This window comes from Motilimonas cestriensis, from assembly GCF_021295315.1.
Lineage (GTDB): Bacteria > Pseudomonadota > Gammaproteobacteria > Enterobacterales > CBDFNC01 > Motilimonas > Motilimonas cestriensis.
Window position 1 is genome coordinate 309,617 of record NZ_JAIMJA010000002.1, and the last position, 13,960, is coordinate 323,576.

13 protein-coding genes are annotated in these 13,960 nt (G+C 43.2%); 8 read left to right on the forward strand and 5 right to left on the reverse strand.

Annotation, left to right across the window (positions count from 1 at the left end):
- Window positions 1-78: 78 nt before the first annotated feature.
- A complete protein-coding gene (locus K6Y31_RS03190; RefSeq protein ID WP_233051388.1) occupies window positions 79-966 on the forward strand; it encodes a LysR family transcriptional regulator in 888 nt (295 codons plus the stop codon).
- An 81-nt stretch (window positions 967-1,047) separates the two neighbouring features.
- Here K6Y31_RS03190 and K6Y31_RS03195 read toward each other — a convergent pair whose 3' ends face one another.
- Window positions 1,048-1,713: a coiled-coil domain-containing protein gene (locus K6Y31_RS03195; RefSeq protein WP_233051389.1), complete on the reverse strand. Its 666-nt coding sequence runs from the start codon at window positions 1,711-1,713 to the stop codon at window positions 1,048-1,050.
- Between the two features lie 412 nt (window positions 1,714-2,125).
- On the opposite strand from K6Y31_RS03195, the gene K6Y31_RS03200 reads away from it, so the two are divergent.
- Genes K6Y31_RS03200 through K6Y31_RS03210 form a run of 3 tightly spaced genes read left to right on the forward strand, consistent with a single transcriptional unit; the run spans window position 2,126 to window position 4,809 of the window.
- Window positions 2,126-2,800, forward strand: coding sequence for a response regulator (locus K6Y31_RS03200; RefSeq protein ID WP_233051390.1), 675 nt, complete (start codon window positions 2,126-2,128; stop codon window positions 2,798-2,800).
- A 47-nt stretch (window positions 2,801-2,847) separates the two neighbouring features.
- Window positions 2,848-4,194, forward strand: a complete 1,347-nt coding sequence (locus tag K6Y31_RS03205; RefSeq protein ID WP_233051391.1) for an ATP-binding protein — start codon at window positions 2,848-2,850, stop codon at window positions 4,192-4,194.
- Between the two features lie 18 nt (window positions 4,195-4,212).
- Window positions 4,213-4,809, forward strand: a complete 597-nt coding sequence (locus tag K6Y31_RS03210) for a thioredoxin domain-containing protein (protein ID WP_233051392.1) — start codon at window positions 4,213-4,215, stop codon at window positions 4,807-4,809.
- A 199-nt stretch (window positions 4,810-5,008) separates the two neighbouring features.
- Here K6Y31_RS03210 and K6Y31_RS03215 read toward each other — a convergent pair whose 3' ends face one another.
- The 3 genes from K6Y31_RS03215 to K6Y31_RS03225 form a co-directional block, all read right to left on the reverse strand.
- Window positions 5,009-5,191 (reverse strand): hypothetical protein, encoded by a 183-nt coding sequence (locus K6Y31_RS03215; RefSeq protein ID WP_233051393.1) that lies wholly within the window; start codon window positions 5,189-5,191, stop codon window positions 5,009-5,011.
- Between the two features lie 74 nt (window positions 5,192-5,265).
- Window positions 5,266-6,078, reverse strand: coding sequence for a M90 family metallopeptidase (locus K6Y31_RS03220; protein ID WP_233051394.1), 813 nt, complete (start codon window positions 6,076-6,078; stop codon window positions 5,266-5,268).
- A gap of 36 nt (window positions 6,079-6,114) precedes the next feature.
- Window positions 6,115-7,350 (reverse strand): cystathionine gamma-synthase family protein, encoded by a 1,236-nt coding sequence (locus K6Y31_RS03225; RefSeq protein WP_233051395.1) that lies wholly within the window; start codon window positions 7,348-7,350, stop codon window positions 6,115-6,117.
- 178 nt (window positions 7,351-7,528) lie between these two features.
- On the opposite strand from K6Y31_RS03225, the gene K6Y31_RS03230 reads away from it, so the two are divergent.
- Window positions 7,529-9,112: an ATP-binding protein gene (locus K6Y31_RS03230; protein WP_233051396.1), complete on the forward strand. Its 1,584-nt coding sequence runs from the start codon at window positions 7,529-7,531 to the stop codon at window positions 9,110-9,112.
- A 28-nt stretch (window positions 9,113-9,140) separates the two neighbouring features.
- Window positions 9,141-10,196, forward strand: coding sequence for a lactonase family protein (locus K6Y31_RS03235; protein WP_233051397.1), 1,056 nt, complete (start codon window positions 9,141-9,143; stop codon window positions 10,194-10,196).
- Between the two features lie 263 nt (window positions 10,197-10,459).
- Here the strand turns inward: K6Y31_RS03235 and K6Y31_RS03240 are convergent, their stop codons facing one another.
- On the reverse strand, window positions 10,460-10,723 hold the full coding sequence (locus K6Y31_RS03240; RefSeq protein WP_233051398.1) for a hypothetical protein: 264 nt from the start codon (window positions 10,721-10,723) through the stop codon (window positions 10,460-10,462).
- Window positions 10,724-11,098: 375 nt separating this feature from the next.
- Between K6Y31_RS03240 and K6Y31_RS03245 the strand changes: the two genes are divergently transcribed.
- Both K6Y31_RS03245 and K6Y31_RS03250 read left to right on the forward strand, forming a co-directional pair.
- Window positions 11,099-11,707 (forward strand): OB-fold-containig protein, encoded by a 609-nt coding sequence (locus tag K6Y31_RS03245; RefSeq protein ID WP_233051399.1) that lies wholly within the window; start codon window positions 11,099-11,101, stop codon window positions 11,705-11,707.
- A 21-nt stretch (window positions 11,708-11,728) separates the two neighbouring features.
- On the forward strand, window positions 11,729-13,957 hold the full coding sequence (locus tag K6Y31_RS03250) for a flotillin family protein (RefSeq protein ID WP_233051400.1): 2,229 nt from the start codon (window positions 11,729-11,731) through the stop codon (window positions 13,955-13,957).
- Window positions 13,958-13,960 lie beyond the last annotated feature (3 nt).

The following is a 13,960-nucleotide window of genomic DNA, read 5'->3' on the forward strand; positions in this document are numbered from 1 at the left end:
GAAGCAAGTATGTCAGAGCTGTAAACATTAAAAAAATAGATATAATGCTACAAACCGTTCTATATAAGTTAACTAAAAATGAGCCGTCTAAACTATCATCACTTATTTTATTTTTGGCGCGTTGCTGTCGTTGGCAACTTAACCCAAGTGGCGCGCGAGCTACATATCTCGCAATCTGCATTATCAGTACAAATTAAACAACTTGAACACAATATGGATGTCGCCTTGTTTGAGCGCAGTGGCCGTAGCCTAAAGCTGACCGATATGGGCACGCGGGTGTTGGCTTATGCCAATGATATTTTCAGCAAAGGTGAAGAGTTAGAGTCGTTTCTGATTAAAGGTGTGGAAGCTGAGATACAGCATATTTCGATTGGCGTACTCACCACCTTATCAAGAAACTTTGTTGAGAGTTTTATTACCCCACTATTAGCCGACCCCAAGGTAAGCTTTTCACTGACCGCTAGACGAATGAATAACTTATTGGTTGGGCTGGCCAATCACGAGCTAGATCTAGTGCTCACCAACCGGCCCGTTGCGCTAGATAACCATGATGCCTTATGGCAAACCCAGTTGGTTTCTCGTCAACCATTGTCAATAGTAGGACCTAAAGCCAACAAAATTCACACCACTTTCCCTCAAGGTTATGATGATGTGCGCTGGGTTTTGCCTGGTAAAGCAACCGAAATTCGCAGTGCGTTCAACTCTCTCTGCGCCAGTTGGCAATACCAACCCGATGTAAAAGCAGAAGCTGATGATATGGCAATGCTGCGCCTACTCGCCCGTGACAGTGGCGCACTCGCTGTATTACCAACGGTAGTAGTAAAAGATGAGATAGCGCAAGGAATATTAGAAGAGTACCAACGCCTGCCAAACGCTTTCGAACATTTTTACGCCATTACAGCGCAACGTAAATTTGTACCAGAAGTGCTACTAGCATTACTGCAGCAGCATCAAAAGAAAAAATGATGGGCGGTCGCAGTAGCAATAAACTTGTTGCTGACATCCCTTATGTTTATGGTCATGTCAGCAACAAGTGATGATAGCGACTTACTCCACTAAATAGTCTTCAATATCAAAAGCATGGGTGAGCAATACATTGAGCTCTTTATTATCTGCGCTAAATTGCGGATGGCGCATGAGGGTGATATACGCAGGTAGTGAGTCTGGCGCAGGAACGGTATCTTCTTCATCGTCATAGAAGCTATCGGCTTTTAGGGTATCAATGCGATCAGGCACCCAATAGTAGGCAGTCTCAATGGTTTCATTAAAACCATCGGCTAATGTGCGCAGCCCTTCGGAAAGATCAATGATCAATTCGCCTTCAACGTCTTTTTTTTCAGCGCAGTCATCTAGAAAATCAGCGGCTAAGCAAGCCATTCGCGTCGCACCAAATTCGAGCATTTTGATGAACTCAGTAGCCGCAATAACGAGTAAGTTATACTCTCGCTTGGCCGCTAAACTGTCAGGCATGCCGATATTGCGTGTCACATCGTTTAGCACCCGCGTTCGAATTTGCAATAACAGCGTATTTAAAGGCGATACTTGGGCATTATTGCCTCGTAAACTGGCTAAGTGTTGCGATAACGTGAGCGTTCGCTCATCAATTCGCTTATTTAAGTTTGCCACTTTAGCTTCTAAAACCTTGATTTGCTCGTCTTTAGCCTGTAATTGTGCCTGCAAAGCTTGTTCTTCCGGCAAAGATGCATGTTCCATGTTTATCACTACCTTTATCGCAACCTAGAGTTAATGTTCATCATACTGTTAATCATACAAACGCTTCATTCTAAAAGCTCACTGCGCTAGCTACCAGAAATATAAGTCATCTCCGCTCGATTTAAGCCAGAATATGCGCTATTTAAACTGTTTTTATCGCCAAATTTCGCTTTCAAAGATGAAAACGCAGAGCCATGAGGGGCAGACCGACAGTACCCGCCACATAACTATCAACTTTGGCAAAGATTCTGCCTTTTGGGTAGACTTAACTTTATGTTTTTATGACCTCGTCATAACAAATAGCCGTCAACGGTGGGACCTGCGCTAGCTAAACTATATTTACTGCTGTTTATTAAGTTTAGATTTAGCCTTTACAAGGTAAACTACCCTGGCAAACAAAAATGAGGTTTGAATGAAAATTCTGTTAGTTGAAGATGCTGCCATTTTACGTCACCACCTAAAAACTCAACTTGAAGCCATAGGTAATCATGTTTACGACGCAGAAAATGCAAAAATGGGTGACTACTATGCCAACCAATATCCAATTGATGTGGCTATTGTTGATTTAGGTTTACCTGATATGGACGGTCTTGAATTGGTGAAGACGTTTCGCCAGCAAGGGCTAAGTTTTCCTATTTTAATTTTAACCGCGCGTGGCAATTGGCAAGAAAAAGTCATTGGACTGGAATCGGGCGCCGATGATTATGTAGTTAAACCCTTTCAGCAAGATGAATTGTGGGCGCGCTTAAATGCACTGGTTCGTCGCAGCGCCGGTTTTATCAAGCCGCAAATTGAAGCCGGCCCTTACCGGTTAGATCTCGCAAAAAAAATCTTAGCAATTAACAACCTAGAAGTAGAGCTTACCGCATTTGAATACCAGATTATCGAATATTTAATGCGCAACCATGGCCAAGTGGTGTCCAAGCAACAACTGCTGGATCAACTTTACAGCGATAACGAAGGTGACCCAAACGTGGTCGAGGTGATGGTGAGTCGATTGCGCAAAAAAATGGACAAAAGTAATACCTTAAAGCCGATAAACACCATTCGCGGCCAAGGCTACATGTTTACCATATCATGCAAATAATTCGCTCATTAAAGTTTAAGTTACTGTCCACCAGCCTCTGCGTTTTAATGCTGGGGTTGTACACTTTCAGCCACTATCAAATCAGTAACCACAGAGAACAATTACTACAACAACAGCAAAATTTACTCCAAAACATTGTGACCGGATTGTTTTCTGAAGGGCAAATGCTTAAAGACACCATCTCCATGCCTGAAGAAGTCTCTTATGGCGAGCTCAATAACCCCAATGCCAACTTAGTTGGGATTGTTTGTAATCAAGACACCAAAGCCATGCTATGGCGATCGCGCTCCGCCTCACATGTTGATATCAATGGCACAGCCTGTACCCGCTTAGTGAATGTGATGGGCGAAAAAGTTTCGCAACTAGTGACGCTCAATATTGATGGCATAGAAAGCCGCTATGGCGAATTAAAAATTAACAAAGAGCCGGTCATTATTCAGTTAGTTCAACTGCAGCGTAGCCGCAATAACTACACCACACGCTATGTGATAGCGGTCGCCAAAGACGCACAAGATTTAGAGCAAGCAATGATGCAGTTTAAGCAAAAAGTGTTGCGCCGCAGTGTAATGATGTTTTGCTTTTTTACCGCTTTATTTTATCTCACCATACATTGGAGTTTATCGAGTTTAACGCGCTTAACGAGAGAGTTAAAAAGCATTAAGGAAGGAAAGCGGGATGCGTTATCAAAGCAATACGAGCCCGAACTGCAAGGGTTAACATCCGCACTCAATCAGCTGTTACACAGTGAAAGAGAACAAAAAATGCGCTATCAACATTCAATGAACGATCTTGCTCATAGCTTGAAAACTCGCTTAGCCTTACTAAAAGCGGTCAGCGATGAGACAAATTCAAGTAATGAAGCGATCAATTTTGCTCTTAATGAGCAAATCAGCCAGATGGATCAAATTGTGCACTATCAATTGCGTCGAGCAGTATCTGGCAGGCAGAATATAACGGGAAAACCCATTGCCATCGCACCGGAAATTACTAAACTGATTAATACCTTAGATAAGGTTTATCGACATAAAAAAATTCGTTTTGTATTTAATGACCCTAATAACGCTATTTTTTTTGGTCAGCAAGATGACTTGTTGGAGCTAATGGGTAACTTACTCGATAACGCTTGTAAATTTACATTAAGCTTGGTATCCATCACGGCTAGCTTTAATAAAGTACAAGGTTTGACCATTATTGTTGAGGATGATGGACTCGGTATTGATACCGCTATCCGAGATAAAATTTTGCAACGAGGTGTTAGAGCAGATAGCTCTGGGGGACAAGGAATTGGCTTGGCTGTTAGCAATGAAATTATCCACTCATATGCAGGAAAAATAGAGATATTTGACAGCGAACTAGGCGGCGCAGGATTCTTGCTTCATTTTCCGAACGACTAAGTGATACAAAAGGGTACTATGAATAAAACCTTACTCACCAGACTTGCTGTAGTCGCTGCCTTTAGTTTGGCGGCGTTGGCTTATTTGTTGTTTTTCCACGTTAAGACACAGCACCATGTATCAAGCAAAGATGGCTGGCTATTTGGTATTGAGCAACTCCCCTTAGCAAAAAAACTCGCCATTCAGCAACAGCGCCCTTTATTCATTTATCTAAAACGTTCTCCCTGTAAAGATTGTGACGACTTTGAAACCGATTACCTAACCCTACCGAGCATCAGCGAACAAATCCGACCTATGGTTAAAATCAGTATTACGGTCAAGTCTGACGACGCCCAGGCCCAAGGGTTACTTAAACGTTACCAAGTGCTTCGTTTTCCAGCGGTGGTGATCAAGCACAACCCTCACAGCGAAGCGATTCGCTTACATGTGCTGATGGACTTACAACAAGTTTGGCTACCCATTCCAGATTATAAACGGGGTAACTACACGCCACTATCAGAAACCACCCTTAATTTAGCCCTTAGTGAGACGTTAAAGGTAGCGCAAAATTTAGCTGAGCAGCAAACGACAACGCCAAGTCAAAAACCCCCTGAGACCATAAAGCGCATTCAATAACACTTGAGCAGATAGACAACGCGTTTCGCTTTCAAGTGATAAATAAAGGAGCAAATAGAACTAAGGGAATAAGGAATGAGAGAGAAAATAGCGCAGCAAAAATTTAAAAAACAGATTAACTAACAGCGGACAATTGGCAATCCTTGCCGTGATCAATAAGCGTATCCATAGCGTTAACACCAATTAATCAATGATATTATTACTCTTTAACTGTTGATGTAGAAGCAGAATGTAAAGCTACCTCATTAACATGTACCACTGTATTATCAGCAACATTCATATCTGGCGTTGGCTGCGCCTGAGTCATAAAGGTATAAAGTAAAAACAGGCTGACAAAAATTAGCCCACCGACGTTTTTTAGAAAATGCAGTAACGAAATCATGTAAACCCCCTTGATGTTTTTTGCTATAAATTCAGTTTAAACAAAAAAACATCAAGCGAGGTTTCGTTGGTCGCTTAATGCTGCCATTCGTCGGGTTTTACATGATAGTACTGCGCCAACACTTGATATAACTCAGGATGACGCTGTTTCAGCAGCGTTGGTTTCTCAAAAAAAGTTTCCGTCACAACGGCAAAAAACTCAGCGGGATTGGTCGCGCCATAATCATCCATTACACTGCGAACATGGTGCAGTTGATTCTGTTGCAAAGCAGCAAACTCCTTACTCATTACTTTTGCCCAGCTTTTATAAGCATTCGCAGAGCTCAAAATGGGTGCGCCATTAGCTGAACCATCGGCAGAATCTAATTGATGTGCAAATTCATGTAACACTACATTATGGCCATCAGCTACATCCATCGCCCCTTTTTTCACATCATCCCAAGAAAGCACTATTTTACCCATGCCCCATGATTCACCCGCTAAGCCCTTTTGGTCAACACTCACCAAGCCATTTTCATCAACACTGGTGTGCGCGGCAATAAAGGCAGCGGGATAAACTAAGACTGACTTTAGCTTAGCAAACTCATCGGTTTTTCGGTTGAGCAGCAAGATACAAGCTTGGCCTGCAATGGTGACCCTAATTTCATCGGTCATGACTAAGTCTTGACAGGGGTAGAACGTTTTACGATGCAAAAAGCTATTGATTAACAAATGCAGTTGTAGCTTTAACGGCTCAGGCAACACGTTATACATAGGGACATTTGTACTTAAAATATCCCGCCATTGCTGTGGAAAATCCGCAAACCTTGCTTTTTTGTCTTTATAAACGGGTAGAAATAAAAACAACCCAGTGATTAAAATGGCAAAGGCCAAAAACACGATATTCATTAAATATGCCTTGTTATTTTTTCGGTTAATCTGGTGTTAAAACTTATCTAATGCACCAGTAAAGTCATCAAGTAAATCTTGGGTATCTTCAATGCCAATCGAACAACGGATCATGTTCTCGCTGATCCCCATGGCTTGACGCGCTGCAAGACCCATTTCAAAATAAATTGTCGGCGCAACCGGTAAGGCCAACGTGCGGTTATCACCGAGATGAGTGGCACCAATAACCCATTGCAGTTCATTTAAAAATGCACAACAATCAATGCCATCAACAAGATCAAAACTCAACAACGCGCCAAAATCACGAAATAACTCACTGGCTCTCTGATGTTGAGGATGATCAGCTAGACCTGGATAATATACTTTGGCAACCTTTGGGTGTGCGTCCAATAGCTTGGCTAAACTCATGGCGTTGTGACACTGGCGCTGCATTCTTAAGGCTAAGGTGTCTGAGCCCACCGAAAGCAAATGCGCCGCTTCCGAACTTAAACTTCCGCCCATGTCACGTAAGCCTTTTTTCTTTATTTGGCTAATACCCCATAACTTAGGATCACCCTTCTTATAGCCGTCAAAAATATTCTCATATTCAGACCAATCAAATAAACCTGTGTCTGTCACGCTGCCACCTAGGGCGTTACCGTGGCCGCCGAAATACTTAGATAAAGAGCTAATAATCAAGCTTGCTTGCACCGTCTTAGGTTGAAATAAATAAGCCGATGTCATGGTGTTATCGACCGCATACAGTAGTTTTTCTTGGCGACAAAACGCGCCGATTTCAGCCAATGCCGCAATTTGTGTTACGGGGTTAGCGATAGTTTCAACAAACACCATTTTCGTATTGGCTTGCTTGGCGCTTTTTACTTGCTCGATAGAAGTAGCGTCCACTAAGGTGACTTCAATGCCATAGCCACGCAACGTGCCCATGACACTTGAAGTATTACCAAACACAAAGCGACTACAAATAAGGTGATCGCCCTGCTTTAACAAGGTGAGAAAAGTCGCACAAATAGCCGCCATACCGGTACCAAACACCAAGCTAGCGACACCTTGCTCGAGCTGACAAATTTTATGGCCTAATGCATCCATGGTTGGCGTTGACTGGCGGGCATAGGCATGTCCCGCTTTTTTACCTTGAAACACGTCCACTAAATCATTCACGTCCTGATAGCCATAAGGCACTGAAGGATGAATGGGGGCATGGATAGCACCATGCTCTAAACCGAGAAGACGATCACTGTGAATTAATTGCGTAGTAAATCCGTTACGTGACATATTTTTTACCCTTGGTCGTGAGTTCATGTTGAGAGAATGATAAACTGGCGCCCAGCTTAAAAATTATTATTGAGCGACAATTTACAGCAATCACAGAGCGTTATGAAAAAAAATCAGCAAATATCCAATAAATTATCATGAGCATGGCCGGTCTTGCTCCTAGGCCAAGGAGAGCGTTTTGAAGTACCAGATCATTGCTTGTTTAATCTTGTGTCTCGGCGCAACTCTTTCTATTGGTTCATGGCATCATTTAAAACAGCATGAAACCCTAGTTATTCAAAACGAAGTCGCCAATCAAAGTGCCAATATCGCTAAGGTAATACGAGTTCAGTTAACCGAGCAGGTGCAATCTCTCAAACGCATGGCGAAGCGTTGGGAATATAACAATGGCACCCCTTTTGACCAATGGCACTTTGACGCCCTTAATTTTATGACTTATGAGCAGGCTTACCACAGCCTTGCTTGGGTCGACCGGTATAATACCATCCAGTGGGCTGCTCCGATTAAACAGAAAAGCGAAAGCAAACTTCTGCTCAATGAGATAAATCAATATCATAACAATGCCTTACAACAAGCTCGTACCACACACACAGTGGCGATATCTCAAAGTGTCAAGCTTGCTCATGGCGGCAAAGGTTTCTTGGTTTTCTTACCACTGTATCTTAAAGGTGAATTTGACGGCTATATCGTAGGCGTGTTTAGCTTTAACAAATTGCTGAGTTTAATTCTTGAAAACGGCCACTTTGATACTCCAATTACCATGATGGAAGCCGGACAAATTGTTTATCAACAAGTGCCAGAAAATACCCGCATAGACCAAAATATGTTGCAAACAAAAATCACGGTTTATGGTCGACATTGGGAAATTTACAACTGGCCATCGCAATCACTACTGAATAAAAACACCAGTATGCTACCTAACATGGTGCTGACATTTGGCTTGTGTATCTCTTTACTCTTATCTTTTTCATTTTACTTTGCACGTCAAGTTGAACGTAAAAAGGTGGAATTAGAATCGAAAAATGATGAGCTAAGGCAAAAGAATAAAGAGATAGCAAACACCCAATCCCAGTTAGTTCACTCCACTAAACTCGCGTCCTTAGGTGAAATGGCCACTGGGATAGCCCATGAACTTAATCAGCCACTGCAAGTCATTAGTATGAATGCCGAAATGGGGCCGGAATACTTAGCACAAAATAAACATAACCGCGTGGTCAAAGCTTTTACTGACATAATGCAACAAGTCGATCGCGCACAAAGTATCATAAAACAGCTGCGTTGTTTCGGCCGTGATTCGGCTCATGATGAGCACCAAACCATTAGCTCAAATGAACTGGTCAATAGCAGCCTAATGTTCTTAAAGCGCCAATTTTTTAGTAAAAACATAGAAGTACGAGAAAACATAGCGCCTGCTTTACCACAAATAAAATGCAACAAAGTACAAATTGAGCAAGTACTGCTTAATTTACTGGTCAATGCCCGTGATGCGGTCGAAGATTGCGATGAAAAAGTGGTCGGCATCAAAGCGTTTCAAAAAGATCGCCGCTTGTATATTGAGGTTTATGACTCAGGCGTCGGTATCGCGCCCGAAGCCATGGATAAAATTTTTGATCCCTTTTTTACGACTAAAGAAGTGGGCAAAGGGACGGGTCTAGGACTATCCATTAGCCATGCCATCATTGAACAACATGGTGGCGAAATAAAAGTAGAAAGCGAACTCGGGAAGGGAACGCAATTTATGTTGCAGCTGCCTTTACCCTAAATTATCTTCTGACTGAATCGAGGAAACTATGTTGTTATACGTCGGCGGTTACAATCCAACAGGCACCCCCAGCATTCAAGGGCTAACGTTAATTCAATCAGCGGGAAACATTGAATTTAACCCCATCGTCACTGACAATCAGCTCGACAATGCCAGCTATTTACTTTACGTGGCGAGCATCAAGCAATTGTTTGCCGTCAGTGAGATAAATAACGCCAACGAAGAAAGCAGTGGTTGGGTCGCGCAATACGATTTAACTCAACCACAACAACCAAAACTGGTTACGCAACAATTAAGTCAAGGCGGCGATCCCTGCCATCTAACGTGGGTAAACCAACACTTAATTTGTTCGAATTACAGCGGCGGTAACTTTACCGATTTTCATGTCACGCAACCAGCCCTATTAACCACCGCACAAGCCTGCATTCAACATTCAGGCTCTAGTGTTATAAGCGATCGTCAAAGCCAAGCCCACGTGCACAGTGCTACCACTTCACCCGATAATGCCTTTTTTGTTGTCGCCGATTTAGGCGCAGACAAGCTCGTAAGCTATGGTTTTAATCCAGCGGGTGCGGTTGAGCAAGTATTTAGCTTAAACATGCCCGCAGGCAGCGGCCCTCGCCACTGCGCATTTCACCCTAATGGTCGAAGCCTATATGTCGCCAATGAATTAAACAACACCATTACTCAAGTGCAATTTAATCCAGCCACAGGCGAGCTAGCCTTACTCGACACCCTGCCCGCCTTGGCAGCTAATAATACCAACCACAGCTATCCTGGCGAAGTCGTGGTGGACCAACAAGGTAAGTTTGTTTACTTAAGTAATCGCGGTGATGACAGTATTAGCTGCTTTGCCATAGCCCCCGACAACCAAACCTTAAGCTTTAGCTCAAGTTGCCCAACGGGTGGGAAATTCCCACGTCATTTTGCGCTGTCGCCAAACCAAGACGTGCTCGTGGTAGCGAATCAGCAGAGTGACAACATTCGCCTATTAACCCGCGATCCCCACAACGGCACCCTAACCTTAACTGAGGCGCAGTTTGCCGTTAATGCCCCTTCCTGTGTTTGTTTTATCCCTAACTAGTCCGGCTATCCTAGAGATGCTTGATTTCAGGTAATCTCATTTTGTACTGGCAATAAAAAAGCCCAACACAAGGTTGGGCAAAAGACATTGCTTAGACAAAAGCGCGGATAAGCACACACATTTTATACTGGCAAAAAAAAGCCCAACTCAAGGTTGGGCAAAAGGGATGGTGACAAGCACAATAGAAACACAATTTACGGATGGAGCTGGTGGAACATGGAACACATTTAAACTAAAACACTCAAAACACGACACAAATTAAACTAAAGAGGATTAATGACCTTTTCTCCATTACTCCATTTAGCTTTGACATGCTGGGGTTGACGCTTTTTCATCACCATCGCGGTAATAAGTAAACCGACGCCCATCGCTAACTGCAGTGCCAGCAATACGAAAAGAAGTGGCAGTGCTAACAGAAATAATGACACGAGAATAAATGCTCGTAGCACTGCCGGAAAACCATTAGCAGACGCATTAGCCCCCGCTTGTGAACGAATAGCCTGTACGTAAGACGAATAAGACTTCATATTGCTCCTTTTTACCTTTACTAAGCTAACGTCTATCTATGACGGGTAAAAACATCACGGATCAACAAATCGCTATTTAGTGGAAAACAAGGTAACTGTCTAAAACTTGTCGCTATCTTATAACCCCATTGGTAAATATCCGGTGTTTAGAACATTAACTTTCGTTAATTAGAGTTTATTGACTGTTTTTTCAGCATGGATTTAGGGCTCAGCTTGGCATAAGTACAGCTGAAACCAATGTCAGCCTCAAATAGCAAAAAATAGTCAAACTCATAATTGCGCTGGCTTTTTAATACTGATATAAACAAGCATTTAATATTGCCTTGATCATCAAATAACAATAAAAATGCTAATCATCAGGTAGGAATAGACACAATGAGCATGTTTTTCAGTCTTGCATTTAGTTTGCCAACTGCCATTTATACCGGCTTTGTTATTTTGTTTACCTTATATTGGTTAACGACCATGATTGGCATGACCGAAATTGAAATGCTTGATATTGATGTCGACGACTCATTTTTAGACATGACAGGCATACTGACCAAACTTAAACTCGATGGCGTACCTGCCACCATTGCGCTGTCACTGCTATTCTACTTTTCATGGATAGTCAGCATGATGATGCAAAATCAAATCAATCAATGGGACCTTCCTTTGCTAATGCAAATAGGAGTTGGCTTGGTAGCAATGCTCATCAGCCTTTTCGTCGGCGACCTAATTGCTAGCCAATGTGTTAAACCCCTACGTAAAGTTTTTCGCGACCAAGAAGTCTTAAGTAAAAAAGATCTTGTTGGTCAAACCGCGGTGATCCGCAGCAACACAGTGACCGATACCTTTGGTGAAGCTAATTTTAACAATGGCGCAGCCGGTATCATTATAAAAATAAGAGCACAACAACCTAACCAACTTAATCGTGGCGATACTGTTTTGTTGGTGGAATACCAAGCAGAGCAAGACATTTACCACGTAACCCCTCATTCGTAATTATTTCTTTAGGGACAAAATATGTTAGATATCACTACCATTCTCATCATTGTTGGCATTGCATTTGTCGGCCTACTGGCCATGGCAATGCTCGTTAAAGCCTTCTACATTAAGGTTCCGCAAGGCACTGCGTTGATTGTTAACACCACTCAAGCCGTGCCAAAGGTTCGCTTTACCGGTGCCCTTGTTGTGCCAGTGATCCATAAAATGGAAAAAATGCGCATTTCTTTAATCACCTTAGAAATTGACCGTCGTGGTAAAGACGGCCTAATTTGTTTGGATAACATGCGTGCCGACATCACCGTAGCGTTCTACCTGCGTGTAAACGAAACCGCTGAAGACGTATTAAAAGTAGCTAAATCGATTGGCGCCGATCGCGCGTCAGATAAAGATGCTGTTAACGAGCTCTTCAACGCTAAGTTCTCTGAAGCGCTAAAAAGCGTGGGTAAAAAAATGGAGTTCTTACAGTTATTCGAAGAGCGTGCATTTTTCCGCGATGAAATTGTTAAAACCATCGGTAATGACTTAAATGGTTACGCCCTCGAAGACGTGGCAATCGATTACCTAGAGCAAACACCAAAATCGGCTCTGGATCCAAATAACATTATGGATTCTGAAGGTATTCGTAAAATAACCGAAGTGACTTCAAGAGAAAATGTAAAAACCAACGAATTTATTCGCGATGAAGAGCGCGCAATTAAAAAGAAAAACGTTGAAACCATCGAACACTTGTTATCACTGGATCGCCAAGAAAAAGAAGCCCGCGCGAAACAAGAGCGTGAAGTAGCTAACATTCAAGCGCGTGAGCAATCAGAACAAATGCGTGTTAGCGAGGAAGAGCGCTTAAAAGCGGAATCAGCCCGCATTACAACGGAACAAGAAATTTCTATTCAAGAAGAAAACAAGCTACGTGAAATTGAAGTGGCACAACAAAACCGCGAACGCGCCATTGGCGTAGAGCAAGAGCGGGTACAACGCGCGAAAGACCTAGAAGTGGTTTCTCGTGAACGAGAAGTGGCGCTGCAAACCATTGAGAAAGAACGCGCTCTAGAAGTAGAGAAAAAAGAAATCGCTAACGTGGTTCGTGAGCGTATTGCGGTTGAGAAAACCGTGGCGGAAGAAGAAGAGCGAATTAAAGAAGTTCGTGAAGTGTCAGCAGCTGATCGTAATCGCCAAGTGGTGATCTTAAATGCTGAGGCAGAAGCGCAAGAAGAGCTTGTTAAGCAAGTGAAACAAGCTGAAGCAGATGAAATCAAAGCGAAACACGAAGCACAAAAAATCATCACCATGGCCCAAGCGGATCTGGAAGCATCAGCGAAAAATGCTGATGCAATGAAGAAACTTGCAGAAGGCATTGAGGCTGAGCAATCAGCACCAGGCCTAGCAGAAGCACGGGTCAAAGAAGCCCTTGCCGATGCCTTAGAAAAAGAAGGCTTAGCGAAAGCGAGAGTTGAACAAGAAACCTTAATTGCTAAAGCACAAGGTGATGAGCAAATTGGCCTATCTAAAGCCCGCGTACTAGAAGCGAACGCCAGCGCGAAAGAAAAAGATGGTCTAGCAGAAGCGAAGGTTCTGGCAGAAAAACTCACCGCTCAAGCCCAAGGTGATAAAGATATCGGCCTTTCACAAGCGGCGGTACTGGCAGAGAAACTGTCTGCTCAAGCTAAAGGTGATAAAGACATTGGCTTGGCTAAAGCCCTTGCTTCTCGCGAAGTGGGAACCGCTGAAGCGGATGTATTAGCAATGAAACTGTCTGCTCAAGCCAAAGGTGATAAAGAGCAAGGCATGGCCGAAGCAGACGTATTGAGCGCGAAATTCCACGCGGAAGCGCAAGGTCTAGTAGAGAAATTCAGCGCCATGGCTACGATGTCGCAAGATGCGCGTGAACATGAAGAGTTCCGTATGCAGCTAGAGAAAGACTTCGAGCAAGCGATGGAAGCCATCTCGGTGAACAAAGACATTGCCGTGCAACAAGCGAATGTACTTTCTTCTGCCCTTGAAAAAGCCAACATTGATATTGTTGGTGGCCAAGGCGACTACTTTAACTCACTCAGTAAAGCGCTTACGGTTGGTAAATCGATCAACGGCTTAGTGGGTAAAAGCCCGTCGGTAGCGGCGCTACTGAACAAGTTTATAGGCAGTGAAGAGGCCACTCAAGAGCCAACTAAAGACTCATCTGATGTATTAGGTGGCCTGTTGAACGAAAAAACCAAAGCGAAAAAACCGACAACAGAGTCCACTGAAGCATAACGT